17 protein-coding genes are annotated in these 26,735 nt (G+C 55.5%); 4 read left to right on the forward strand and 13 right to left on the reverse strand.

Going from position 1 to position 26,735, the window contains the following annotated elements:
- Positions 1–191: 191 nt before the first annotated feature.
- The 3 genes from LRR79_RS01280 to LRR79_RS01290 all read left to right on the forward strand — a co-directional run bounded on the left by LRR79_RS01280 (position 192) and on the right by LRR79_RS01290 (position 2,244).
- A complete protein-coding gene (locus LRR79_RS01280) occupies positions 192–1,208 on the forward strand; it encodes a LacI family DNA-binding transcriptional regulator (protein WP_231758635.1) in 1,017 nt (338 codons plus the stop codon).
- A 217-nt stretch (positions 1,209–1,425) separates the two neighbouring features.
- Positions 1,426–1,605 (forward strand): hypothetical protein, encoded by a 180-nt coding sequence (locus LRR79_RS01285; RefSeq protein WP_231758636.1) that lies wholly within the window; start codon positions 1,426–1,428, stop codon positions 1,603–1,605.
- Positions 1,606–1,683: 78 nt separating this feature from the next.
- The gene (locus LRR79_RS01290) at positions 1,684–2,244 is read left to right on the forward strand and encodes an NADPH-dependent FMN reductase (protein WP_231758637.1); all 561 of its coding nucleotides are present in this window, start codon (positions 1,684–1,686) and stop codon (positions 2,242–2,244) included.
- A gap of 14 nt (positions 2,245–2,258) precedes the next feature.
- Here LRR79_RS01290 and LRR79_RS01295 read toward each other — a convergent pair whose 3' ends face one another.
- The 13 genes from LRR79_RS01295 to uxuA form a co-directional block, all read right to left on the reverse strand.
- Positions 2,259–2,735 (reverse strand): MgtC/SapB family protein, encoded by a 477-nt coding sequence (locus LRR79_RS01295; RefSeq protein WP_231758638.1) that lies wholly within the window; start codon positions 2,733–2,735, stop codon positions 2,259–2,261.
- A 61-nt stretch (positions 2,736–2,796) separates the two neighbouring features.
- On the reverse strand, positions 2,797–2,997 hold the full coding sequence (locus LRR79_RS01300) for a DUF2061 domain-containing protein (protein ID WP_231758639.1): 201 nt from the start codon (positions 2,995–2,997) through the stop codon (positions 2,797–2,799).
- A gap of 151 nt (positions 2,998–3,148) precedes the next feature.
- Complete coding sequence (locus LRR79_RS01305) at positions 3,149–3,823, reverse strand: rhamnogalacturonan acetylesterase (RefSeq protein WP_231758640.1); 675 nt, start codon at positions 3,821–3,823, stop codon at positions 3,149–3,151.
- A gap of 105 nt (positions 3,824–3,928) precedes the next feature.
- Positions 3,929–5,164, reverse strand: a complete 1,236-nt coding sequence (pelA, locus tag LRR79_RS01310) for a pectate lyase (protein WP_231758641.1) — start codon at positions 5,162–5,164, stop codon at positions 3,929–3,931.
- A 100-nt stretch (positions 5,165–5,264) separates the two neighbouring features.
- Entirely contained in the window at positions 5,265–8,267 is a 3,003-nt protein-coding gene (locus LRR79_RS01315) for a TonB-dependent receptor (protein ID WP_231758642.1), read from the reverse strand.
- Positions 8,268–8,378: 111 nt separating this feature from the next.
- Positions 8,379–10,916: a fibronectin type III domain-containing protein gene (locus tag LRR79_RS01320; protein ID WP_231758643.1), complete on the reverse strand. Its 2,538-nt coding sequence runs from the start codon at positions 10,914–10,916 to the stop codon at positions 8,379–8,381.
- Between the two features lie 473 nt (positions 10,917–11,389).
- Positions 11,390–12,883 (reverse strand): group II intron reverse transcriptase/maturase, encoded by a 1,494-nt coding sequence (gene ltrA, locus LRR79_RS01325; RefSeq protein WP_231758644.1) that lies wholly within the window; start codon positions 12,881–12,883, stop codon positions 11,390–11,392.
- Between the two features lie 429 nt (positions 12,884–13,312).
- The gene (locus LRR79_RS01330) at positions 13,313–17,197 is read right to left on the reverse strand and encodes a pectate lyase family protein (protein ID WP_231758645.1); all 3,885 of its coding nucleotides are present in this window, start codon (positions 17,195–17,197) and stop codon (positions 13,313–13,315) included.
- Positions 17,198–17,635: 438 nt separating this feature from the next.
- Positions 17,636–18,937, reverse strand: a complete 1,302-nt coding sequence (locus LRR79_RS01335) for a TRAP transporter large permease (protein ID WP_231758646.1) — start codon at positions 18,935–18,937, stop codon at positions 17,636–17,638.
- Between the two features lie 15 nt (positions 18,938–18,952).
- A complete protein-coding gene (locus LRR79_RS01340; RefSeq protein ID WP_407665235.1) occupies positions 18,953–19,534 on the reverse strand; it encodes a TRAP transporter small permease in 582 nt (193 codons plus the stop codon).
- A 48-nt stretch (positions 19,535–19,582) separates the two neighbouring features.
- On the reverse strand, positions 19,583–20,581 hold the full coding sequence (locus LRR79_RS01345) for a TRAP transporter substrate-binding protein (RefSeq protein WP_407665224.1): 999 nt from the start codon (positions 20,579–20,581) through the stop codon (positions 19,583–19,585).
- A 256-nt stretch (positions 20,582–20,837) separates the two neighbouring features.
- Positions 20,838–22,187, reverse strand: a complete 1,350-nt coding sequence (locus tag LRR79_RS01350; protein WP_231758647.1) for a sugar porter family MFS transporter — start codon at positions 22,185–22,187, stop codon at positions 20,838–20,840.
- A gap of 22 nt (positions 22,188–22,209) precedes the next feature.
- Positions 22,210–23,367 (reverse strand): mannonate dehydratase, encoded by a 1,158-nt coding sequence (gene uxuA / locus LRR79_RS01355; protein ID WP_231758648.1) that lies wholly within the window; start codon positions 23,365–23,367, stop codon positions 22,210–22,212.
- 533 nt (positions 23,368–23,900) lie between these two features.
- Between uxuA and LRR79_RS01360 the strand changes: the two genes are divergently transcribed.
- Positions 23,901–26,672: a TonB-dependent receptor gene (locus LRR79_RS01360; RefSeq protein WP_231758649.1), complete on the forward strand. Its 2,772-nt coding sequence runs from the start codon at positions 23,901–23,903 to the stop codon at positions 26,670–26,672.
- Positions 26,673–26,735: the final 63 nt, after the last annotated feature.

Consider the following 26,735-nt stretch of genomic DNA (forward strand, 5'->3'; position numbering starts at 1 on the left):
ATCTCTTAGCCACCTCCGCAAATTCATTGCGGTGTACAGATCGATGGCTTGTCATGTTGTCTGTTGTGGACCTGTCATTACAGGTCCATTTTTATACCACCAATACCATTCCTCGGGCGTAAGCGCTAACATCTGCGACCAGGTTACCCGTCTCCTGAACCGTCAGATCCATCGCCCCGAGGACAATCCCGTTGTCGATCAAAAAAGTCGCCAAGCTTGCCGGAGTCTCCATCGCCACCGTCTCCCGCTATCTCAACAGCCCGGAACAGGTAAAGGAAAAAACCCGCAACAAGGTCCAGGCGGCAATAGCTGAAACCGGCTATGCGCCCAATGCACTGGCGCGCAACTTCCGTCGCGGTAAGACCAGCCTGATCGTGGTGGTGTTACCAGCCATCGGCGACCCGTTTCTGGAGAAGGTAATGCGGGGTATCTGGCGGGTGGCGGACGAGCAAGGCTATAGCATTCTGATCCGCGATACCCGGTCCAACTCCCACGACTTCGATGATTACACCGAAATGGTGTTCTCCAAACAGGCCGACGGTATCCTGCTACTGGCGAGTATCTCACCGTTCAAGGAGGCAGCGGCCATTCGCGACGCCGAGCGCGCCCACCCGCCGCTGGTACTCGGGCTGGAAAGTGTGAACGAAGACCTGAGCCACTTCCCCAGTGTGCGTGTGGACAATATTGCGGCCGCTGCGGACGGTACCGATTACCTGATTCAGCTGGGCCACCAGCGCATCGGCTTTATCAATGGCAAACGCGACTCGCTGCTGACCAAGGATCGGGAGAAAGGCTTTCGCAAGGCAATGCGCAAGGCAAAACTGCCCGTTTCCGGTGACTGGTTTGTAGAGGGCGAGCAGTCCATCGACGGGGCCCGCCGCGCCACCCGCCGCCTACTGGATCTCGAAAGACGCCCTACCGCCATCTTCTGTGCCAACGATGAAATGGCTCTGGGTGCCATACACGAAATCAAGAGTGCAGGGCTGAAGGTGCCCCGGGATATATCCGTTATCGGCTTCGACGACATCCGCTATGCGGAGATCGCCGACCCGCCGCTGACCACCATTGCCCAGCCGGCAGAAGAAATCGGCGAGCGCAGTATGCGCCGTCTGTGTCAGGCCATTGATGGCAGTGAAGAAAGCGGTGTGGCAGAAACCGTGCCCCACCAGCTGATAGTGCGGAAATCCGCCGGCAGGGCGCCCGCCTGAAGGCACTTGAGACGCGCTAACCGGGCGCTCTCACACGGAAAACCGGCACTGCGTCGCATGCTGATTGGGAATATCGCGAAAATTGCACTAAGTACGGTGGATTTACTGCGTTTTACACTACAGTTAAATGGTAACTATCCCGCCCCGGCCCTGCCTGGGGCCAGTATCACGCAGCAGGGAAGAGACGCAGCGTATAACGCAGATTGAGGTCGCTACCATGAATACCCACTTGCCGGTAAAACCCCAGAGTTCCCGTAAATCCGCCATGCTGACCACCCAGCACAAGGCGGAAACTACGCGACAGAGCTCTCCGGCCAAGATCGGCAAAAGCATCGACAACCTCAGCCTTCGGTACCCGAAAGAGCTGGAGCATTGTTTTGTGCTTGGCAACAACTGATCCCGGGTAACATCGCCACCGCGACTTTCCGAATGGGCTGCTATCTTGAAGGTCACCCTCTGACCGAAAGGAGCAGCCATGGCCGCAAGTCCTCTGAAGATCCTCGCCATTTCCGGCAGCCTGCGTAAAAGCTCGTTCAACAGTGCCGCACTGGAAACCGCCGCCGAGATTGCCGGCGAAAAGGCCGAGTTCACATTTGCCAACCTCGCTGGTATCCCCCTTTACGATCAGGATCTGCGCGACCTGGGTGTGCCGGAGGCTGTAGAGGCTCTGCAACAACAGGTACTGGAAGCGGATGCCATTCTTTTTTCCACCCCCGAATACAATTACTCGGTTTCCGGCGTACTAAAAAACGCCATCGATTGGCTGTCGCGGGTGGACCCACAGCCGTTTGCCGACAAGCCTGTGGCAGTAATGAGTGCCAGCATGAGCGCCTTCGGCGGCGCGCGGGCACAATACGACCTGCGCCGCATCCTGATTTACCTGAATGCGCACTTTGTGAATAGACCAGAGGTGATGATCAGCTTTGCCCACAAGAAGTTTGATGAGAGTGGCAAGCTTACGGATGCGGACACACGGACTTTTATTGGCAACCTGGTGCAGTCTCTGGAGCAGTGGACACGGCGGATAACCGAGTAAATTCACGGCCCTGCTTACTCGTTGTCGCCCTTATCCATGCCATCAAAGTGGGATTTGGCGGAGTGCATTACCCGCAAGGTCAGGAAGGTGAGCAGGCTGATCACGATCGCCACTTCCAGCCGGTTGGTCGCCACCGCGAGTCCGATCGCACCGGTGGCCCACAGGCTCGCTGCGGTGGCCGTGCCCTGCACCCGCCCGGACTTTCCCCCATCGGTTACGCTTTTCAGGATGGCGCCGCCACCGATAAAGCCCATACCGGTAATCAGGCCTTCGATCACGCGGCCTTCCGCGTCGGTGGACGTCAGAACATCAAAACCCACCAGGGTATAACCGCAAGCGGCCACGGCCACCAGAGGAAACGTTCTCAGGCCCGCGGTGCGCTCGTGCTTTTCCCGATCCCAGCCAATGGGCAACGCCAACAGATACGCGACCGCCATATAGATGATGTGGTCCAGCACCAGCAGCCAGTCAACATCCTTGAAGAGTTCCATCCATGATCCTGCTCAGTACCGGCGACCCGCCTGTTCAGACGGTGCCAACCGGTTCTCCGTGTCAGGCAGTCACCGGGACCCGCTGCTCGCCGCCGCGGCTACCGCGATTCCACCACTTCTCATGGAAATAATAGGCCACGGTATTACAGGCGGGTTCCACCAGCGCCAGCGCACTGCCGACCCAGAAGTCACCAGTCAGCACGAAGCCAACGGTGAAAGCGACAAGCATATGTATGATCGCGAAGCTACAGGTCTTTTTCATTGGAACCTTCCTCAATTCAGACTGATCATTTTTTAATCAGAACAATCAATATGCCTATTATTGAGAACGATTCCTATTTTTAAAATACAACCAGATCGATGGCCCTGATTAGAATGACCAATGGGTTAAAAAGCCGAACCCGGCACGCCCCTTATTCCGCGTAGCGGAAGGTGCGGTGTTTGGGCAATGGTGCCCGCAGACTATCGACCAGAGGGTGCTCCATGGTCTTGAGCGCCTGTAAAACCAATTGCGCCACCTCCCGCGCCCCCAGTTGATTCAGGTGCGTGTCGTCGCGCACACCGTTGGGGTAGTTGGGGTGGGTATCCGGCTTGATATGCAGAAACCGCAACGCCGAATCCCTATCCCCCTGCTGCTGGAAGTGCGCGCGCGTGATCGCGTCCATATCGATAAAGTCCACTTCCTCTTCGCTCGCCACCTCCCGGCTCAACGGCGTATAGGGGTGGGTCTGGCGAATGGCTCCTTCTGCGTCGAAGTAGCGCCGCGTGATGGGGCTCATCAGCAGCGGATACGCACCTTTCGCGCGGGTGTCGCGAATAAAGCGCGCCAGGTTGGCTTTGTACTGCGCCGGTGTGGTGTAGCGATCTTTTTTGTGCTGCGACTCATCATTGTGACCAAACTGGATAATGACAAAGTCCCCGGGTGTTAGCGCCTGTTCGATCTTTTGCCAGCGCCCCTCTTCGATAAAGGTCCGGGTGCTGCGACCGTTCATCGCATGGTTTTCCACCTGGAGGGCCTCGTCAAAGAAAAGCGCAAAGGGCACTCCCCAGCCCGTTTCGGGAAAATCCTCCCCCGATTTGATCGACATGGTGGAGTCTCCGGCCATATACAGAGTTTGCCCGCTGACGGAACAGGAAAAGACCACAGCCAGCCACGTAAACCATGTCCTCATGGGAATACACCTCTACCTTTCTCAGAAGTAATCGACACTGTCCGCGTAGCGGATCAATTCACTGCCGTAGTTTCCGCCCCACTCGTAACCGTAGCGGCGCTCGGGGTCGATCATCATTATGTCGTACTGTTTAATGCCAGAGCGATCGGCAAAGAATCCTACATCCTGCCCCAGGTCGTAGAAGCGATACCACAGGGTGCTGCCGCTTCGGGGCTGGATAGGGTTGTAATTCTCATCGTCGCTAGCGCTGGAGCGTTTGACGTAAGCGGTATCCGCAACCTGAACCACCGGGCTGCGGTACCAGGCCAGTGCGGCGCGCACAGCGGCTTCCACTTGTTCGGTCTGCGGCTGCGACATCAGGAAGGCCGTCACCAGCATGGATTCCTTGCCGCTCTTGGAGGGCAATTCGTAATCCCGCGCACCGCGAGGCTCGTAGGTCACCGGATCGTGCTGGGCGCACCATACGGTTTTCGCACCCGCCTGTACGATCTGTGCCTTCAGGATAAATGCCACACCTTTATCGATCGCCGCCTGCATACGGGCGCGCTGCTCGTCAGTGAACAGGTCGCCACCCAGCGGGGTTTCCTGACGGGTTGCGCGATCGAGCAGGATCAGTACCCGCGCCATGGCCCCGTCATTGAAGGTCACATAATTGGAATAGGTAGTGCCGGTGCGCGCCGGGTAAACCTGGGGCCAGCCACCGCTCTCGTATTGCATGGTGAGCAGGAATTCCAGAGCATTGTGGGCGGCTTCGCGATACTTGCTATATCCACTGCGCTGGTACACATCGGCGAGAAACATCAGCTCGGTTACCGTGGCATCGTTATCGATGGTGCCCAGTTCCACTCCACCGGCACCGGTCCACCCGGAGCGGGCCTTGCTGCCATCCCAGGGCGCGTCGTAAGTGGATTCGTCATTCTTGTAAAAACCACCGTGGTCCATCTGCCAGGTAAGCATATTGTCCGCGCGGGTCTGATCCGCGGACAGGCTGCTGCCCAGCCAGGATTTGTAATTGTCCAGCTCACCGTACATCGGGTTGCCGGATTGCGGCAGCATCGGTGCTTCGCCGCCAGAGGAGGAGCCACTGGATGCGCTGCCACTGGAAGAACTGGAAGAAGAACCGGAACTTGATGACGAGCTACTGGAAGAATTGAACACCGGCGGATCTGCTTCGGAACCACTGCTGCCGCCACCGCAGGCGCTCAACATGAGCGATAGGGCCATCGCCGCGACAGGGAAGAGAATTTTCATTGGCATGGATTCACCTTTAAAGCCTGCGGGCAGTGGTAATCCCAGTACCCACGGCAAAAAAAGCCCCGCAAGCGGGGCAAGAATGGCAAATTGATTGAGGGGATCTTTAGAACTGCACGTTTACACCCAGCTGGTAGGTGGGGCCGTAAGTCTCGCTCAGGAACATCATGTGTCCGTTCGAGAACTCGTTGCCTTCAAAGTACTGGATGTTGCTCTCGTCGGTGATATTCACCGCATCGAGGTACAACTTCATGTTGTCGTTGACGTTGTAGGTGGCCTTGATGTCGTAAGTCACCCCGGCATCCTGATACACATCAGACCAGGCGGCGCAGTTCTGGGAATAGCCCAGAGCCGCGTCCGCAGCAATATCGTCAGCGGTACAGGAACCGATGCGCTTGAGGATCTCACTGCGGTAGTTGGTGATGAAACGCACGGAGAAGTCATTGTTCTCCCAACCCAGCGTGGTGTTGACGGTAACGTCCGCCTGCTCCGGCATGCGGATGCTTTCTGCGCGCACGGAGTCACCCACGTCTGCCTCGGAGTGCAGCAGAGTGAAGTTGGACTGGATGAAGAAGTTTGCCAGCAGACCTTCAACAAAGTACTGGTTGTAGGTCACTTCCAGGCCGTAAACCTCTGCTCTGTCACCATTCAGGTAAGTCTGGGCGTTGGTCAGCTGCAGGTCGGATGGGATGTTGAACATAGTGACGTGATCCACCGGCAGGGTATACGGCAGGTCTGACAGATTCAGGTTGGCACCGGCAACTTCAACGATGAAATCATCAATCTGCTTGTAGAACGCTGCGCCCTGAATAAACAGGTTTTCACTGGCGTACCAGCCCAATGACACGTCGAAGTTAGTCGCGGTCATCGCATCCAGCTTCGGGTTGCCGATCTCCAGCACGTTATCCGCGGACATTGTCATGTTCTGGGATTTGTACGCATCGGTGAAGTCGGCATCGGCGATTTCACCCTGCAGATCCGCCGGGCGGTCAGAACAGTTGTCGTCACCCAGGTTGGCTGCCGCATCGTAGTTACAGAAAATCACCCGATCGCGAACCTGCGCGTAAGCGCGCGCTTCGTCGAAGGACGGACGGGTGAACGAGGTCCAGATGGATGCACGCAGTAACAGGTCTTCACGCAGTTCGTCGCGGTAATACAGGCTGGGGAAGAAGCCGTCGTAGGCGTTGGCGGTATCGTCCAGCGGTACCGCGATATCGAAAGATTCCAGCTGATCGGCACTCTCTTCGCGGTCGTTGCGGATAGAGAGGTAACCGGTGGAATTGAAATCGGTTTTCTCATAACGTACACCGGCAATCAGCGCCCCGGTTTCCGTTACCTGGAACTCACTCATGATGTAGGCCGCTGCAGTATCTTCGGTGATCTCGTAGTCATTGCGGGTACTTTCCAGCTCGCGCTGTTGTGGGTCATAGCTGTCACCGATCTGCCGCGTGGCGGCAATCAGGCGCTCGGCCTCCGCTGCGGTAATAAACGCGTGGTCGAACAGAGGGTTGTCCGGCATGAAGGTTTCGAAGTCGCCGAGGCGCGCACCCGCATTTTCGAGGCAGACCTCATTACCGGCACAACCAGCCACGCGCTTGTCGTTGGGAACAATACTCACGCGGTTCTTGTCGCGATTGCGCTCGCGGTTTTTGATGCGGAACCCGGTCTTGATGTAATTCACCGGCCCCAGGTCAAAATCTTTGCGCAGGTTGGCCATGGCCTGGTCGATGGTATCTTCACGGAAGCTTTCTTCCATAAAGAGGTTGTCGTACAGCATGTAGGGCTGCACGGTTTCACCATACTGGTAGCCAGACGGACCGAAACCACCAACGTCCGGCACATCACCACCACCGATTAGATCACTCAGCTGATCCGGGTGTACGATCTGGCCGTTCAGGTAGTCCTCGCCGGTGGCACCAAGCGCACTCAGCTTGCGCGCGCGGAACTGTACCCGGCGGCCGTCCGGGGAATCCTGGGTGGCGTTGGAGTGGGACAGTTCATAATCCAGCGTCCAGTTGTTACCAAACAGATTTTCACCACCCAGGGAGAACACCTTGGTGTCGCTCTCCGATTCCTGGATAAAGAACTGCTGCTGCAGATCCATACCGCCGGTGCCAAACACATTGTTGGCCGGATCCAGATAGACCACCTCACTATCGCTGGCCTGCCCCCAACGGTAGTATTCGCGCAGCGCGGTATCCTCGTCAGTGAAGACTGTATTACTGAAGCGCGCGTAGTAGTTGCTGTTGTCGTTTGGACGGTACTCCAGATCGAAAATACCTGCGATACGCTCACGCTCGGCATTTTCCTGACGATTCTGCAGTTCAAACGGAATCAGCATCGGGCTGTCAGCGCCATCCAAAGTGATGTAACGCGGCAGACTGGCATCGTGCGCGCGGGACTCGTAACCTTCCGTCACACGGTTCTCGTAAGACAGGGAGTAACTGAAACCAATGGTTTCATCGGCGAAGATATTGGTGCCCTGTAACGTAAGCTTGGGCGAGGACTCGCCGCTCTGCTCCTGAAACGCGCCCTGTGCGCGTAGCTTGATGGTGTCTTCACCGCGATCCAACGCAGAAATGGTGGTGACGTTTACGCTACCGCCAATGGAGTTCAGATCCATATCCGGGGTCAGGGATTTCAGAACTTCAATCGACTGCAGAACGTCCGCGGGCAGTGCGTCCAGAGAGAAGCCACGGCTCTCGCTATCCGCTGCACCGCCACCACTGTTCGCCATTTCGGAGCCGTTCATCTGTACGGATACGAAGCCCGGGCCGAGACCACGCAGGTTGATGAATTTACCTTCACCCTCGGAGCTCTGCAGGGTAATACCCGGCAGGCGCTGCAGGGATTCCGCCACGTTCTGGTCGGCGAAGTTACCGGAATCATCCTGGGTAATTACGGAACTGAATACGTTCTTGTCGCGCTCTGCCTGACGGGCATTGAGTTCCGCGCTTTTAACGCCTTCTACATAGACTTCTTCAATAGAAAAATCCGAGGACTCTTCCGCTTTCTTTTCTTCCGCTTGCTGATTTGCTTCTTGAGCCATCAGGCTGGTGGAAGCTGCCATGGCGATGGCCACGGCGAGAATCTGTTTTTTATAAGTCATTTTGACTCTCCCATCGGATTTATGCGGCCTGCCAACTTTTACGGTCAGGCCGTTCGATGTTTTTTATCGCGGGCCGCATCAAACCTGCGACCCGCGAGTTCCCCTGTTGGATTACTGGTAGCTCACCTTGAAGTTATCGATGACAACAGCTTTGTCTTCCGTTCCGCTGTCGCAGCGAATTTGCAGGAAGGAGTTGGCTGTACCGATATGTGCATCAGGGTCGCTGGTAATGGTGACGGTGCCGATAGGTTGTTCGCCGTCGGCCATTACCGCCGCGTAGGCTTCAAACACTTTAGAGTCACCACCGTGCATGGACTTGCCGGAACTGGAGGTGTTGTTATCCACATACACCTGGCACTTACCGCTATCCAGTGACACGTTGGGGTTTTCCACCACGTCGAAGCTGATTACGTAAGGTTTGCTAGGGTCCAGGTCACCGCGGCCTGCGGTATCAGTGTCCGCCGTATCGGTACCGTGCAGGGCATCACCAATGGAGAAGCGTGCGTTGTGCAGCGCGAGGGTGCCGCCGGCAACAGTGATCCGAGAGCTGCCACTGGTGACGTTGAACATCGGCTTGCTGTCGTCGCCAGACTGGGCACGATAGGCCGCGTCGAAAAAGTTGGTGTCCTCGGTATCGGAGTCCTCAACCAGACCGACACCGTTGAAGTTCTCTTCGAATGCAGCGGAAGCATCGGCACCGGCGTACACATCCAGCTCACCGATTCCGCCAGGCAGTTCGCCAACCAGCTGATCCGCCGCGACTGCCGCCGCCGCATTGTCACTCCAAACCAGCCAGTCAAGATTGGCATGGAAGGCACTACCGGATCCTTCACCAATACGGAACAGGCTTGCAGAGCCGCCAGAGCGACCCGGGCCAGTGAAGTTACCCACTTCGACACCATCGCGGTAAACAACCGCATTGATGTTGTCAGCGTCCGCTGCCGGATCATTCACGATAAAGTTGATCTGGTAGGTGTGGTAGCCATCGGTGAAATCCAGATCGCTCACCTCTGCGGTTTCTTCACCGGGGAGGAATTTCTCGATCTGAAGTTTTCCGGAATCCGGACGCAGAATCGCCTTCATGCGACGGTCGTCAATGTGGGTCTCGATTTCGAAACCGCGTGCGCCCTGGCTTTCTGCCTTGGCATTATCGATGCGCGCAATCCAAGTGAAGTGCTTCGGATAGGCGCCATCGGCGACGATGCCATCCAGGTCACCCACCGGCTTGGTATCGCCGTCGCCATCCAGGGTATCCAGCTCCATGATTCCCTGCGGGCTCACCTCGAACCATTCCAGTTCATTATCGCCGAAGGAAAAATTGGTCTGCTCGCTACCGTTGATAACAACAGCACCCAGCTCACCCGGGTGAGTACAACCGTCGTAAACACTCCAGATAATGGCATTGGTTGCGGAAGGATCAACAGAGGTGGTCGGGGTACAGTTGTCGCCAACCGGTGCTTCCGGAGTTCCGGTCGCAGAGGCACTCCATTCGCTCGGGCCAACATTGTTTACACCGCGCACCCACACATAGTAGGTAGTGCCATTATCCAGCTCGGTCAGAGTGGTCGAGGTCTCGGTCAGGCCAGACATTACTTCTGCCGCTGACACGTCATCGGTGGTGCCATAAGCCAGATCATAGCTTGCCGCACCCAGCACAGAACCCCAGCTCACGGCCATCTGCGCGTCGGTGGCGAAGGTGGTCGGCGCTTCCGGCGCATCTGGAGCCACGGCGGGCTCAAATACGGTACAGGCCGGCAGATCAGCCTGCCCGTCTTCGGTCTGCTTCTCGATCAGCAGGTCATCGATAATTGCGGTACCGCCGCTGGAAACACGCACTTGCAGGAATGAGTTTTCGGTGCCGATCACAGCATCCTTGATGTCGACAACATCGCCGCCGGCCTGCAGGTAAGTATCTCCAGGAATATTGATCACCACACGCTCACCAGCAACCAGAGAGCCGGTCTCGACATCGAAAATTCGCGAGCCCAGGGACCCGCCGCCGTGAATGGAGTCGGCTTCGGAGCTGGTGTTGTTGTTCACATAAATCTGGGTTTTGGAGCCGGAACCGCTGGCAGATGACACACAGAAAGAAATGCGGTAAGGCTCGGACAGATCAAGTTCGCCCCAGCCGGAGCCGCCATCGGAACCAGGGGTGGAGTCTTTCTTGGGGTCTTTCCCATCTGCAGCCATATCGGACAGAGTCTGGCCGATACTGAAACGCGCGTTGCTGATCAGCAGGGAAGCGTCGCCTGCATCGCTGACAATGCCCAGACGCTCTTTATTGTCGACGGTGATCTCCATATTGGGATCATCCTGGTCGAAGAAGCAGCAGGTGGGGTAGTAGAACGCGGGGCGTGTATCGACATACTCACTGCTATCCGCAGTGGCCAGCGCCTTGTAGTTCCGGCTGAAGAAGTCGATGGTGTCGCTCTGGTCGAAACCGGTGTATTCACCGAAATTTTCCAGCACCGGGAGGGGAGTATTGATAATCCCGCTCTCTTCCGGCGGTACAACAACCACGGGTGGTGGTTCAGGCAGGTCGGCGATATCGCCCTCCCCTGCAGAACTGCTACCACCGCCGCCACAGGCGGTCAGTGTCCCCATAATGCACAGCGCGAGTGCGGACTTTGCCCAAGGTAAAGGTTTCATGCTCACCCCTTCTCTCTCATTGTTAGTCGTTATTCTTATGAGTCCGGATACTTCAGTCGGATGCCGCGCCGTTAGAATTGTTGTGCGCGGTAGCCACCCAGACTCAGCCAGATATTTATTGGTTAGACAATGAAAGCAGATTGGTTAGGCATATACAACCATTTGTACCAACTAAGCGCTGCAGTTATTGACATACCTGCCTGACCGGAAGAATTTGGCGCTATGGCGCATGTTTTTTGAGCAAATCTGGCGGATTAACGGGTATGTAAGTTTTCACACTTACCGCAAATTGGGAGGTTAATAGGGGCAATGGCGACCTGGAACCTGAGAATTGGCTTGTCCAAAAAGGTAGCCTTTTCGCCATTCTTTGGTTGATTGAAGCTGACTTCTCTGTACCGCTAAATCGGGTAGGAGGCGCGGTCACCCGCGCCGTCCTCCCACACCACCGTACGTACGGATCCGTATACGGCGGTTCATGTTGTACTTAAGAGCCGGTGGTACTGAGCAACCACGGACATCAGACCAGCTCGAGCAAAGAAACGATTTGGCAGTGCATGTCGCAGGTGCATTGCGCCTGCATTCCACCAAGCTCCCCGGCCGTTCACTGAGCTTTTCCACGCACGCTCCACACTTAATCCCAACCGAACCAGCATCCGCATCCGGGTAGACGGACGTTTCCACTGACGCCATAGGATTTTGCGTATGTGGCGGCGTATCCAGATATCCAGTTCTCGCAAGATTCCTGTCACTCGCGTGTGGCGGTAGTAGTTCATCCAACCACGCAGCACTGGATTAAGGCTCTTCACCAGCTTCAGCAGGCTTAGCCCTCTTCCACGCCTGAACCGCTCTTTCAGGTTACCCTTGAGCCGCACTATCGACTTCGGCGCAATCTTTAGCCGCGCGTTTGAGTTGCTCCCGTACACGGTGTACCCCAAGAAGGTACGTCGGCTCGGGCGCGCAACATCACTTTTGCTCGGGTTTATCTTGAGCTTCAGTCGGCGCGACAGAAAGCGACTGACAGACTCGAGCACCCTCTTACCTGCGCGTTCGCTTTTGACGTAGATATTGCAGTCATCAGCATAACGACAGAAGCGGTGCCCTCGGGCTTCCAGTTCCTGATCCAATTCATCCAGCAGGATATTGGATAGCAATGGAGAGAGAGGTCCGCCTTGAGGCATGCCCTGGTAGCGAGCGGTTTCCAGTCCGCCGATCATCATACCCGCCTCGAGATAACGGCGGATCAGTTTGAGCAGCCGCTTGTCCTTGATTCTCCGTGCCAGCCGCGACATCAAGATGTCGTGATTGACCCGGTCAAAGAACTTCTCGAGATCCAGATCCACGACCCAGCCACAGCCTGCGGCAATGTGTTTGCGCGCTTGCCTGACGGCGTCTCCGGCGCTGCGCCCCGGGCGATAGCCGTAGCTGTGCTCGGAGAACACTGGATCGTAGAGAGGGTTGAGCACTTGATGTATGGCCTGCTGGATCAGCCGATCCATTACCGTGGGGATGCCCAGGGTTCTGGTTCCGCCATCGGGCTTGGGGATATCCACCGCCCTGATGGTCTGCGGCCGATAATCACCTGCCAATAAAGCTTCTCTGGTCTTTGGCCAATGTGTCTGTAGCTGAGCTTTCAGCTTGTCGACGGTTACACCGTCTACACCCGGAGCGCCTTTGTTGCGCATGACCCGTTTGTAGGCGGCGTGCATGTTGGCTCGCACCACCACGTCCGTCATCAGGTCACCGGTCTCTTCTGGAAACGGGTCTTCATCCACCGTGACGTCTGGCACCACCGACGGCTTGCCCATCGGGTACCACCCTCTGGGATAGATGTCGGCAACAAGCTGTTCTTGTTTTGCGGTGTTTGCGTCCGTCATCGAGAACTCGGGGTTTCCAATTTCCAACATGTTCCGCCCTTCAACCTGCGGTGACAGATCTACTATGGCTTCTGCTGACTTCTGTCGTCCCATCCCGATACCTCACAGCATCGGTAGCCATTGGCAGGACGGCAGACCTCCCAGGGTAATGCGCGTGACCTTCACACTTATACCCGCCGCATTTACGTCCGCAGTGTTCGTGCAAGTATTGGGCTTTGAAGAATTGTGCCTTCTTACCCGCTGCGACCGCCTAATATGCGATTTCTGTTCGTCGGGTCAGTGTTTTGCCTTCGGCTTCCTTCAGATTCCACCTCGCGGTGGACACCCTTGCCGTTCAGCTAATCGTTCCCCTTGCCGGGCCGATAGTGGACTTTCACCACCAAGTCATCCGGCCACCACCACGCGTACCGGAACAGCGCCAGTCACGGCGCTACGCGCCATGCCTGGCGCACACAGAAAAACCCACCCGCCCTGAAGAGCGGATGGGTTTTGGTTCTGTGTGATCGAGTTACATCAGCGCCGTCACTGACAACTTGCGCCACCGAGACCAATCACATAATTCTGATCATTGGCCAGCGGAGAGTTGAACGGGATATGTCCGTCTTTACCTGCAGTAGCAATAATGTAATCCGCCTGCGCCTGGCCCGCCGGGCGACCTTGTGCAGCGATCACATTGCGAGAGGCCTGTGAGTAGTTCTGCGAAAGATCCGATACGGAACCGGAGCTGTCGCTGATGGTATACACCAGGGACGAATCCAGGTTACATGCGGCATCGGAGAACCACACCTTGCTGCCTTCGCTGCGGAAGTTTCCACCGTCCACATCGCGGGCCAGCTGCTCACCGCGCTCATTCAACGCCTGTACCACGTCATCCTTTTCCTGGAAGTCGCGGTTCATCATGAAGGTGTTGTCTTCCCAGAGTACCGTCGCCCCTACACGCACACTCAGGATGTCCTTGCGATAGTTCATAAAGAAGTTATCAAACATGTGCGAGGTGCCGCGACGGATCAGCGGGATACGACGCAGGGTGTTACCCAGGCTGTCGTAGTGATCGTCGGTGGTGATAAACGCATTGTGGTGCATGGTGGTGGTGATCTGCTCGTTGATGGTCCGAGAGTCACTGGAACCGTGCAGGGATGCGCGCTTCACATTAATCAGTTTGTTGAAGGAAATGGTGATGTCGTAGGCACCCACTTTCACATCAAACGCCGCGTCACCGGTGGTGTCGAAGGTGTTTTTGTGAATCCAGATGTCGTGGGACGCACCAGTGTTTCGGATCATATCCGGATCGAGGCCGTGGTCCTCAACGTGACCGGCACCGCGGAAATCCAGGTGAGTCAGGATCACGCTCTGCTCGGTTTCCACCGGCTGACCGCTGCTGTCGGAACCGATGGCAAAACCGTTGAAGCGGAAGTAGCCGTTACTGAAACGTCCATCGAGGGTTTTGAGGGAGCCGATCTTGGCGTTGCGGATCGGCAGATCCTTGTCGTCCAGGCGATCGTTGAAGAACTCTGACAGACAGGAGTCACCGGACAGGCCATTGCTGGAACACCAACTGCGGAAATCGCGACACTGGGCTTCGCTGCCGTTGATGGCAGACTGCACGGAAGAGTCGCCACAGAAGTTGCGGTGCATGGAGATTTCGGTTTCCTCTCCGCTATTAACGGAGAAATCGAATTTGTCGAACACGATCCAGTTGTGCTCGTCGCCGGTGATGGCATCGAGGATCTGCTGCTCAACCGGCACGCTGCTGTTCTTGGTGATCACCGTCAGCTTGCTGTTGCCATTGGGGTCGTAACCGCCCATGGCGTTTTCACCGTAACCCACCGGACGGCCGAGGGTATCATACAGACACTGGACGATCTTCTGGTCGGTATCCAGCACGGAAGAATCGCGCCAGTTTACGTTCGGGTCAGTCGCTAGCGTATAGCACGCGTTGCTGATGCCACCGGAGGACGACCCGCCGGATCCGGAACCAGAACCACTGCCTGAGCTGCTACTGGAGCTACTCGACGAAGAACTGCTACCACCGGAGGAGCCGGAACCGCTGCCACCGGAAGAAGAGCTTGAAGAAGAACTGCTGGAGCCGCCACCACTGGATGAGGAGCTGCCGCCACCATTACAGTCGCCTGCACTCGGGGCGGCACCAGAAATGGAAAGGCTGTCGATATTCGCGAGGCCACTGCTACCGGTCGCTTGCAGGCGGATTTCGTTGTAGCCCGCATTCAGCCACACGGTCACGGAACCGCTGTCAGCGTAGTTACCCCAGGCACCGGTGCCTGGCAGACTAACGTTAGTCTGCGCACCGTTATTCACCAGCACAGATCCCGGGCGGTCGCTACCGCCGTTAGCGTAGCGCCACTGCAACGCGTAATTTCCCGCAGCCGGCACCACCACAGACCAGTTTACCCCCTTGCTAGTTTCGTTATCAGTGTTGGCATAACCACTACCGGTGTAACCACTGTGTTCCGATTCCACCACACCATCAACGGAGCAATACCCGACTTCGGATTCCTGCAGTACCAGTGTGCTCGGTGCAGTGCTGATTACTGCATCGTCACCATTGGAGTTGTACACCACCAGATTCTGGTCAGTAACCTTGATCCAGTAATAGTAAGTTCCATCCGCCAGGTTGGTATCGGTGTAGCTGTTACCCAGAACACTGGTAGCAATACGCAAGCGACCGGAGGGGTCCGGATCGGTATCCCGGTAGATTTCCTGATTCCGCACATCGATACCGCCGGTGTTCCAGCTCAATTGTGCGTCATGGCCGGAAGTACCCACGCTCAGGGTTATGCCGTCACCGCCGGAAGAACTGGAAGAGCCGCCGGAAGATCCACCCGAGGAAGAGGAACTGGAGGAGGAAGACGAGCTGCCACCGGAAGAGGATCCACTGCTGCTCGCGTTATAGACTTCAAACTCGGCAATCTGCGGCGCACTGCTGGCACTATCAATCATCAAGTTGACTTTATCCATGCTGACATCGCCAACATAAACCTGCAGCGCGGAACCAATGCCATTTCCAGAGGCAAGCTCAGCACCGCTATCGTTATTTACCAGACGCCAGCTCTGCACATTGCTACCGATTTCGCGGATTACGACCGTATTGAAATCGCCGCCGAAGTTCTTCACCGAGATCCGCTCGCCACTTGTGGAGCTCGGTTGCCAGTAGCTGCCCAGATCGCCGTCCACAGCGTTACCGTAGCTGCTGCCACCGCCTTTACTGGACCCGTCGGCGTCGCCCGATAACGCGAGGTTTGGCCCCAGATCTCCGCCACCGGAACTGGACCCGCTGCCACCGGAAGAGCTGGAGCTGCTGGAACTGGAGGAGCTGACCGAACAGCTGCTGTCCGCTACCAGGTTCCCCTTGTTCGCGCCCGCAGTAGAGGCAACCACTTGCGGCACTAGGTTGCCATTACATAGTTGATAACTGTATGGAATGTTGATGGAGGTGGTGGACGTCGGATTCGGGCCGGCCGGGTGGTTGTCATCGCCGTCTTCAGTCCAGGTAATATTGGACCAGATGTTGCCACTGACTTCCCAGTAACCCATATCATTGGTATAGAAAGTACCGAGCGGATCCTTCGAGTCCTCGAAGTAATTATTTTCTGCTTTTATTTTGCCGCCGATACGAGGGTTCATACCGGATTTATTGATGCCCAGATAGTGATTGTTATAGGCATGCGCAGTTGCGCCGCGTAATAACGGGGTACGGGAATCAATGTTCTGGTAGAGATTGTGGTGGAAGGTAACCGGGCCATTATTGGTATCGCCATCGCTGGAACCAACGAGACCACCGCGACCAGAATTCCGCAGAATACTGTAAGAAAGGGTCACGTATTTTGTGTCCGCTTTCATATCGAACAGAGCATCGTAACCATCACTCTCGCCACCCTGCGCTTCGAGGGTCAGGTGATCCGCCCAAACATTGTAAACGCCACTTTCCATACCAATAGCATCACCACCGTTGGAGGTGGGAGAACCGGATTTTTTCACGTTCCGCACATGCAAGTTCTGCAGAATGATGTTGGATGCGTTGCGCAGGTGAATTCCCAGCTCATCGAACAGCGCGCCGTTGCCAACACCGATGATGGAGATATTACTGACGTCCTTGATTTCAATCTTGTCGTCGGCGGTGTTACAGCTATCGCCGGACACCTTGCTGGTGTTGCCGTGATTGATGGTGCCTTCGACGTGGATGATGACGGGGGTGTCGTCGGATGCCCGGTTACAAAGGGCTTCGTGAATCTCGGTGCCGGTGGTGGCGTACACCACATTTCCGCCGGCACCACCAGTGGTGCCGCCGTTAAGCGTGGCGTACCCCGTGGCCTGAGCGGAGACATCCGCGGCCGCGACGCTGCCCAACAATGCGCCGAGCACTGCTGTTCTCTTCAGCTTGATTTGCATGTGACCTTCCGTTGTTATTTTTACTGTTGATCAAGACGATCGGTCACTGAGTGAACCCCGGGGATACTGCGAGCAGGGAGGAACGGACCAATCATCATCGCTGTGGGCGGCAGATACTGCGGGGTCCGCCCGATATTTGGCCAAATCGGCTTGTTTAGCCAAAGCTCTATATTCTCATAAATTGGCAATACCAAACATCAAGATAAGGTTACCACGCAATTCCCACCTGTAAAGCCCATTCATGAATGTGTTAGACCAATTTATGGGAAATGTGCACTGTCGCAAGTCGTCGGCGGGGGCACTGGGTATCGGCAGGCAAAAAAAAGCCGGGCTAAAAAGCCCGGCAATGCCATCCTGATGATGATGCGAGGAAATCAATGAAACAAAATGCCGCCTACTTGGATTGAGTAACTGGTGAGGAGAACCTCACCACTGAGGTTACTCGATCAATCCCAGCGCGCGCGGCAGGAACTCGCTGATTGCCGGCACCAGAGTGACCAGCGCCAGTACCGCGAACATCATGAGGTACATGGGCAACAGCGGGCGTATCAACGCTGTGATTGAAGTTTTGGAAATACTCGCCCCGACAAACAGCACACTGCCCACCGGCGGTGTACACAGGCCGATACACAGGTTAAGGATCATCACGATACCGAACTGCAGCGGGGACATACCCAGCTCCATCACTACCGGCAGGAAGATGGGGGTAAAGATCAGCACCGCAGGAGTCATATCCATAAAGGCTCCCACAGCGAGAAGAATCAGGTTGATGGTCAGCAGGATCAGCAGCGGGTTGTCACTGAGGGTGATCAGCGCCTGGCTGATGGTCTGCGGAATATTCTGGTAAGACATGATCCAGGACATGGCCGAAGACGCGGCGATCAGGAACATCACAATCGCAGTGGTCTCAACGGACTTGGTCAGCAATGCCGGCAGCTGATCCAGCTTCACCTCCTTGTACACCACACAGGACAGCAGCAGGGAGTAAAGCACCGCAATGGCACTGGCTTCGGTCGCGGTGAAGAAGCCGCTAATGATGCCGCCGATCACGATAAAGATCAGGAACAGGCTGGGCACCGCATCCACGGTTTTCTGCACCGCTTCTTTCATGGTGGGCTTTTCACCCACCGGGTAGCCTTTGGCTTTCGCCCACAGCCCGCACACCATCATCAGACCAAGCGCCAGCAACAGACCCGGCAGGTAACCGGCGATAAACAGCGCGGCGATGGAAACACCACCGGAGGCCAGGGAGAAGACGATGAGAATATTGCTCGGCGGAATCAACAGGCCGGTGGTGGACGATGCCACGGTCACCGCGGTGTTGAAGTTTTTATCGTAACCCGCCTTGGTCATGGACGGAATCATGAAACCGCCGATGGCCGAAGTGGCCGCCACGGCGGAGCCGGAAATGGAACCGAACAGGGTACAGCTGATGATGTTCACGAACGCCAGGCCGCCGGGGAGCATACCCACCAACACCTTGGCGAAGTCGATAATGCGCCGGGCGATACCGCCGCTGCCCATCAACATACCCGAGAAAATAAAGAACGGAATGGCGAGCAGCGCGAAACTGTCGATGCCGCTGGCCATACGCTGGGCCATGGTGATCATGGCCGGATCAAGATCGATGGTACACAGCATGGTGAGCACGGTGGCCGCACCAATACTGATGGAAATGGGCACATTCAGGGCGAGAAGGATCAGAAAACTGACCAGCAATACCAGAACTGCAACTTCCACGATGACTCTCCTCGCTTAGGCTTCGACGGCAGCTTCGGGCTGCTTTTGTTTTTGTTTGGCTTCCGCATCGGCCGAAGAGGCTTCTGCGTCATCGGTATAGGGATGCACTTCGGAATCGAAGTCGCTGGGCAGCTCTTCTTTCGCCGTCACCAGCTCGATCAGATGATCGATGGAGAAGAGGCAGATCAGCAGACCGGAAAGCGGCAGTACGCTGTACACGTAACCCATGGGCAGGTTCAGTGCCGCGGAGGTCTGCTCCAGCTCGAAGGTGAGCAGCATCAGCTTGGCACCGCCGTAAACCATCGCCAGCGCGGCGAAGGCAAAACACACCAGCACCACAAAAATCTGCAGCGCGCGGCGCTTGGCACCGTGCAGGGCATTGCTCAACAAGTCGATACCCAGGTGGGATTTTTTACGATAGGCGTAGGCACCGCCGAGCAAGCCAATCCACACCAGCAGATAACGTGCAACTTCTTCGGTGTAGGAGCTTGGCTGCATGGGCAGGAAGCGAGTGAGGATCTGCCAGGTCACGTCCAGCACCATCAGTGCCAGCAGCGTACCGAGCACAAAGCCCAAGGCCTTTTCAATTTTCTGCATCATCTTTGCCTTCCACTGTTATTTTTTTAGTGGGCTTTTCTTCAGGAATTAATTAACGGCTTTGATCTGATCCAGCAGATCGCCAACATCGGTGCCCTTGTAGCTGTCGTGCAGCGGCTTCACCGCGTCGATGAAGGGCTGCTTGTCCGGGTAGATCACTTCCACACCGGCGGCCTTCACCGCAGCCAGGGATTCCTCGGTGGATTCCTGCCACAGCTTGCGCTGGTAGGCCACCGCTTCATCGACCGCCTTGTTCAGCCATTCCTGCTGCAGCGGCGTGAGCTTGTTCCACACCTCGGTGCTGATCAGCAGCAGGTCGGGCACGTAGGTGTGCTCGTCCAGGGTGTAGTACTTGGACACTTCGTAGTGTTTGGAGAGATAAAAGCTCGGCGGGTTGTTCTCGGCACCGTTGACCACGCCTTGCTGCAGCGCGGTGTACAGTTCTCCCCAGCTCACCGGGGTAGCGGCGCCGCCCAGGGTGTTGACCATCTTGATTGCGGTCTGGCTGTTCTGAACACGGATCTTCTGGCCGTTCAGGTCTTTCGGGGACTGCACGGCGATATCGTTCATGTAGAAAGAGCGGCTGCCCGCATCCAGGTAACCCAGGCCGCGCAGGCGCGCGCGCTCACAAGCCAGCAGCAAATCCTTGCCAATGGGGCTCTGCAGTACATTCCAGAAGTGTTCGGAATCGCGGAATACGTAGGGAAGGTTGAAGACCTTCATCTCCGGCACGAAGCCCTCCATGGGGCTGGCGGAGACCTTGGTCATGGCCAGGCTACCGATCTGCAGCAGCTCGATCAGCTCGCGCTCGCTGCCCAGCTGGCCGCCGGAATAGATATCGATCCGCATGGTATCGCCGGACAGTTTGCGCAGGCGCTTATCCATATACACCATGGCTCGGTGTACGGAGTGCTGCTGATCCAGTGAGTGAGCCAGCTTCAGTGCCACCTGCTCATCTTTGAATCCGCAGCTGGCCAGCGCCAATGCCGCGGTCGACAACGCGATCGCCGCGAGGGTACGCAGCGCCTTTCTCTTTATTATCATCATTGCTACCTGTGGGCTTTTGGTACTTGGTACAGGTTCTATCTATTTATTTATTGTTCTGATTTGCCGCTTGGCCCTGTGGCTTGCCCACAAAGCTATTATGGCAGACCAAATTGGTCATACCATGTTACCGATATCGGTAAGGGGGCGCAACGGGCAATCTCTGCCAACCCCCGCAGCACCTCACGCCATATCCGCGGGATTTGGCGCGAGATACCACATTACACGTTACCTCCAAGAAAGAAAGCCTGTTTTTTGATCAAGCCGAAGGAGCCCCCTGCACCGGAGCAGTAACACCGCGCTTGCCGCTCAATTCCGCGAGCTGCTCCAGTGTTTTCCCTTTCGTTTCCGGCATCAGCTTCACGGTAAATAACAGCTGCAGCACCATCATGAAGGCAAAAAACATGAAGATCTGGCCAGGCTCAAACTGCGTCAGGAAGTACGGCATCAGCAAAGTAATCGCCGCAGCCAGCACCCAGTGTGTACCGGTTCCCACCGACGTCCCCTTAGACCGAACCGAATTGGGGAACACTTCTGCAATAAATACCCAGATCACCGCGCCCTGGCCAATTGCATGGGAGGCAATAAAGGCAAACACAAAGAACACCACGAGCATTCCACCTGTTCCCGTGGAAAATGCCCAGGACACAACGGACAGGGAAAGGATGTAACCCAAGGAACCAATAAACATCAGGGTTTTCCGCCCCGCCTTATCAATCAGGTAGAGCCCCGCCATGGTAAACACGAGATTAACCAGCCCCACACCAGCGGTGGACAGCAGCGACGTACTCGCGTCCAGCCCTGCCAATTCAAACACCCGTGGCGCGTAGTAGATAATGAAGTTGATTCCGGAAATCTGGTTAAATGCCGCAAGCAGAAACACCAGTAGAATTGGAAACAGGTAGGTGCGAGAGAACAGGTTGTCTTTACTCGCGGTCTGCGCTTCGGCTTCGATCTCACGCACCAGTGCGCTACTGTCTTTTTCGCCAAGCTCATCGAATATCACTTTGGCTTTGGCCGTTTCGCCGCGGTACAAGATCAGCCAGCGAGGACTCTCAGGCATTCTGAAAACCATCAACAGATAGATAAGGGCAGGGATCGCCTCTACGCCCAACATGATCCGCCAATCGTGTTCACCAATACCGGACAGAAGATAATTGGATAAAAACGCCACAAGTATCCCGAACACAAGCTGGAACTGATAGGTCGCAACAAGGCGACCACGGCTTTCGGCCGGTGCTATCTCCGAGATGTAAGCCGGCACGGCAACCGATGAGATGCCCACACCTATCCCACCAATAAAACGAAGTACAGCGAAGCTATAAGGGTCCGGGGCAACGGCTGAGCCAAGGGCCGATACAAAATACAGAGCTCCGATCAAAATCAGCGTCGCCTTTCGCCCGAATTTATCGCACGGGTAATTGCCGGCCAAAGCGCCAATCACAGTCCCCCACAGGGCCGATGACATAATGAACAAACCATGGAAGAGCGGGCTGGTATCCCAAACACGCTGAATGGGCTGGTCAGCACCGGAAATGACTGCAGTATCAAAACCGAAAAGAAACCCTGCGACTGCTACCGTAATCGACCAAAATGTTATTTTTTTCATCGCCGAATCCTTATTATAAATATTATAAATTTTTCAGGGCATAGATTACGCCGCGTAACTCCGCCAGCCCCTTTAGTCGTCCCATATAGGAATACCCCGGCTTGACCCCCTCCTTTTCTGCCTCATCAAGCAGCAAGTGACCATGGTCGGGGCGCATTGGAATCTGAATCCCGTGTGCACGCTCGGCATCAAGCAGCACCTTGATCAGGCCGACCATGTCGTTGTCACCATTCAAATGGTCAGATTCATAGAATGAGCCGTCCGGCTCACGAATCACATTGCGCAGGTGCACGAAATAAACCCGGTTTGCAAACTCATCCACCATACCGGGTAAATCGTTGTCCTCTCGCGCGCCGTATGAACCTGCACACATGGTCAGCCCATTGGACGGGCTTGGCACTGCCTGGAGCAGTTTGCGCGCATCATCCTGGGTTGAGACAACCCGCGGGAGGCCAAAAAGACTGAAGGGGGGATCGTCGGGGTGGATACAGAGTTTGACACCATACTGCTCAGCGACCGGGATCACCGCTTCCAAGAACTGGAACAGGTTGTTGCGCATCCCTTCATTGCCGAGCTTGATGAACTCGTCAATCGCCAGCCGAATACCTTCACGATCATAAGAGCCTTCGCCACCGGGCAATCCAGCTATGATATTCGCCTCAAGCTGCGTCTGCTCATACGGGCTCATTCTGTCGAGACGAGCCTTCGCCTGTTCGATCAGTTCGGGGCGGTAGTCACTTCGAGCATTCTGACGCTGCAATATAAAAACGTCGTAAGCCACAAAGTCGGTCATTTCAAACCGCAGCGCGTAGGCTTTATTGGGAAGCTGGTAGCTGAGGTTCGTTCTTGTCCAGTCGACCACAGGCATAAAGTTGTAACAGATCGTTTTCACTCCGGCCTTACCGGCATTGGCGATCGACTGCTTGTAATTTTCGATATGCTGCCGGTAGTTACCGGTTCGCGTCTTGATATCGTTGTGTACAGGGATACTTTCGATGACGGTCCATTCCAGGCCCGCACCCTCGATCAGCGCCTTTCGCTGCTCAATCGCTTCCAGCGGCCACAACTCACCTGCGGGAATATGGTGCAACGCCGTAACTATCCCGCTGGCTCCCGCTTGGGCGATCTTTTCCAAACTGATGGAATCATCAGGCCCAAACCAACGCCACGTCTCAATCATATACCCACCTTACTTAACTTCCGTTTATTTTTTATTCAATTTTGGCCTTACCGGACATCCGAGATAGTAGAGTAAAGGGGTTGGGCTGGCAACAAAGTGGCTATTTTGACCGTCAAACGAGACATACGGCGCCAAAATGATGAAAAAACACACAAAACACTCGACTTTCCAACGCGGTCCGGCAGCTTTTCTTCAGTAACTCCCGAGAGAAACCCTTTACCAAACGCCATTTAACGGCCGGTTTCTGCAAAGCACCCTACCTAAGTGGCACTCCCCCAATCGAATCGGACAAGCCAAAACTGAACAAATCATAAGCAAACTTGCAAGACTTGCGAACACCCGGATCACCGGCATGACCAAACAGTGGCATTTTGCGCCAAAAGCTCGGAAAAATGTCCAATTACGGTTGACTATCTAGCATCTGGCTGGGTAGCCTCCTTATCCGGTCATGCCAGATATGTAGCGGTGCGTAGTTTCAGGGCAGGCTCCAATAAACCTATAAAGGGATAAAAATAATGAGAGAGAAACTAACCATGACGACCAAAGGGTCGCTTTCAATCCTCGCGCTGGCGGTCACATGCGGGCTCCCTTCTCTTGCGACGGCACAAACCGACAAGGAAGAGCAAGGCGGCCAGGGAGCGTCATCTGAGATCGAAGAGGTTGTGGTCCAGGGGTTTCGCAAGAGCCTGAATGACTCACTGAATGCCAAACGAGACTCGACTGAGCTAAAAGACGAAATCCACTCTGAAGATATCGGCAAATTCCCCGACCTCAACCTCGCCGAAGCAATACAGCGAGTGGCCGGTGTCGCTATTCGCAGAGATAATGGCGAAGGGGTAGAAGTAGAGTTACGCGGGCTCGGATCGCAATACACCAATACCATGCTGAATGGCCTGCCCGTCGCCACCGCGTGGAATGACAATCGTGGCGCCGCCCTGGATAATTTTGCCTCAGAATTGTTTTCTCGTGTTTCCATTGAAAAAACTGCCTCGGCCAAGCAGGTAGAAGGTGGCATCTCGGGCGTTGTCAATATGCGGAATGCACGCCCCTTCGATTTCGATGAAGGCCTCTCAATCACGACGAGCGCACAGGGCGGCTACAACACCCAGGCCGAAGAGTTTGATCCTCGCGGCACCTTCATGGTCAGCAACACATTCGACACCAATAATGGGCGCATCGGTGTACTTGTTGGAGCATCCTACTCTGAGCGCAGTGTTCGAATTGATGGCTGGGAAACCCAGGACTGGGGTTCGCGGGCGGCGAATACCATTCGCGGTTTTGAATTTGCCGACGGTAACCGCTCGGGTATGCAAAGTAGTACCTGGGACACTATTGCCAATGATCCCGACGACCTGATTCCAGACGACACCACAAGCGGAGAACTGGAACAGGTAATCTTCCCCCGCCTACAGCGCACAGACTTGATCTACGGCGATCGCGAACGATTGGGCACGGTACTTTCCCTCCAGTGGGAAGCGAACGCAGATATGATTGCCAGTTTTGACTGGCTCCACTCTGAACTGGACGATCTACTCTACCGCGAGAACATTGACGCCGAAGTACGCAATGCAACAACACTGGACCCAGTCAATATTGTCGCGGACTCCGCGGGTTACCTGATCACCGGCACCTTGGAAAATGTGAACCGACGCAGTGAAAGCCGTCGCTTTTTCGATTTCCAGGAATTCGACCAGTATGTGGGTGAGCTGAACTGGCAAGCCACTGAAAACCTGAATTTGAATTTCAAGGCGGCGTATAACGAATCAAAGTACGAGCAGCGTCATTTAACCTTTCTGTCTTCAGCAAACGGTACTACCGCCACGTTTGATTACTCAGCCAACTCGGATATTCCCAGCGTTATTTCCAGTGTCGACCTTACGGATCCGGCGAATTTTGAGTTAAGTTCCATTCGCGCCGAACCACAGGACCGGGGCACGACAAATACCAGCTTCCACTTTGATGGGGAATGGGGAGATGACAGCTCGCGCCTCGACTTTGGTATGGCCTGGGACGAGTTCACCTACTACAACATCCGCTACCGCCGCAATGCTTCCGCTGATTCATTTACCGACCAGTGGGTAAACGGCAATACGCCAACTTCCGAGCAGGTCAATCACGTCCTTCCAATTAATGACTATGCATCTGATTTCAACAACCCTGATGGGGCCGTACTCTCTTGGGTGGTCACGGATTGGGCTGCGGCGGATGCGCTAACCCAGAACGGTCTCGACGCGATGTTAATGTCGGGCTGGCCTGAGGATGCCTATATTCCTGAGCTAAAAGAATCCAACTTGGCATTTTATACCCAATACAATGGGCGCTCTCAATTGGCCGGTCGTGAGCTTCGTTTCAATACCGGCATCCGTGCCATTAAAACCGATCAGGCGACCCGTAACATTTCAAATACCGGTGCACCGGTCGCGATTGACCGTGAGTATTGGGATTACCTCCCTTCCTTCAACCTCGCTTGGGATGCTCGCGAAGACGTAGTCGCACGGCTGTCTGCTGCACGCGCCATGACACGCCCGGATCTCGGACAGCTTGAGGGAACGACATCTATTACCAGTGACTTCCTGGTAAGCAATGACAACCCGCGACTGTCGCCGTTCTATTCAGACCAGATTGATGTAGGTGTGGAGTGGTACTTCGCTCCAGAATCAGTACTGTCTCTGAATCTTTTCCACAAGCAACTTAGCGGCTTCGTAGAACGTGATTTGGTGGAGGGGCCATTCCGGGATTCCGGAATCGCGATAAGCAGCCTTGACCCGGATATTTACCGTGGTCTGACACCAGACACCACGGTAACTTACTCCACATTCGTCAACTCTGACGAAACACGGGAAATGACCGGCTATGAATTCGCTTTTCAGATGCCGTTCGATGAACTTCTCCCGATCAACGGGTTTGGCACCATGGTCAACTACACCCACATCAAGTCATCCGATATTACCTACAACACCGCACTTGGAGAACTGGTGGACTCCATTGTCGGTCTGTCCCCGGATGTCGTGAATGTGCTTGCGTACTACGATCAGAATGACTGGGCGCTACGCGCATCCTACAACTACCGCTCCGCGTTTACTGAAGCCGGATGCTGCCGGAATAACCAGCCACTTCTACGTACTCGAGAAAGCCGGGAACAGGTGGACCTGACCGCGTTGTACCGCGTGAATGACAATATCTCAATCAGCCTTGAGGGACTGAACGTCACGGGTGAAAAGCAGTACACCGCATTTGGAGATCGACTGAATCGCTGGATCAGTTCTGGCACTCAGTACATGCTGAGTGTCAGAGCTAGTTTCTAGAGGTCGGATAGGCTCAGCCAATTAGTGTTGGCTGAGCCTATAAGTCTCAAATTAATTGCGCAG

Origin of the sequence: Microbulbifer elongatus, assembly GCF_021165935.1 — a bacterium.
In the GTDB taxonomy this organism is placed as follows: domain Bacteria; phylum Pseudomonadota; class Gammaproteobacteria; order Pseudomonadales; family Cellvibrionaceae; genus Microbulbifer; species Microbulbifer elongatus.

Bases quoted from the DNA above. Each gene is read 5' to 3' on its own strand.
- LRR79_RS01305 (WP_231758640.1), bottom strand. From the start codon at position 3,823: ATGTCGATCAAATCGGGGGAGGATTTTCCCGAAACGGGCTGGGGAGTG.
- LRR79_RS01315 (WP_231758642.1), bottom strand. From the start codon at position 8,267: ATGACTTATAAAAAACAGATTCTCGCCGTGGCCATCGCCATGGCAGCT.
- uxuA (WP_231758648.1), bottom strand. From the start codon at position 23,367: ATGATTGAGACGTGGCGTTGGTTTGGGCCTGATGATTCCATCAGTTTG.
- LRR79_RS01350 (WP_231758647.1), bottom strand. From the start codon at position 22,187: ATGAAAAAAATAACATTTTGGTCGATTACGGTAGCAGTCGCAGGGTTT.
- LRR79_RS01290 (WP_231758637.1), top strand. From the start codon at position 1,684: ATGGCCGCAAGTCCTCTGAAGATCCTCGCCATTTCCGGCAGCCTGCGT.
- LRR79_RS01295 (WP_231758638.1), bottom strand. From the start codon at position 2,735: ATGGAACTCTTCAAGGATGTTGACTGGCTGCTGGTGCTGGACCACATC.
- LRR79_RS01285 (WP_231758636.1), top strand. From the start codon at position 1,426: ATGAATACCCACTTGCCGGTAAAACCCCAGAGTTCCCGTAAATCCGCC.
- LRR79_RS01330 (WP_231758645.1), bottom strand. From the start codon at position 17,197: ATGCAAATCAAGCTGAAGAGAACAGCAGTGCTCGGCGCATTGTTGGGC.
- LRR79_RS01340 (WP_407665235.1), bottom strand. From the start codon at position 19,534: ATGCAGAAAATTGAAAAGGCCTTGGGCTTTGTGCTCGGTACGCTGCTG.
- LRR79_RS01360 (WP_231758649.1), top strand. From the start codon at position 23,901: ATGACGACCAAAGGGTCGCTTTCAATCCTCGCGCTGGCGGTCACATGC.
- LRR79_RS01320 (WP_231758643.1), bottom strand. From the start codon at position 10,916: ATGAAACCTTTACCTTGGGCAAAGTCCGCACTCGCGCTGTGCATTATG.
- pelA (WP_231758641.1), bottom strand. From the start codon at position 5,164: ATGCCAATGAAAATTCTCTTCCCTGTCGCGGCGATGGCCCTATCGCTC.
- LRR79_RS01300 (WP_231758639.1), bottom strand. From the start codon at position 2,997: ATGAAAAAGACCTGTAGCTTCGCGATCATACATATGCTTGTCGCTTTC.
- ltrA (WP_231758644.1), bottom strand. From the start codon at position 12,883: ATGGGACGACAGAAGTCAGCAGAAGCCATAGTAGATCTGTCACCGCAG.
- LRR79_RS01345 (WP_407665224.1), bottom strand. From the start codon at position 20,581: ATGATGATAATAAAGAGAAAGGCGCTGCGTACCCTCGCGGCGATCGCG.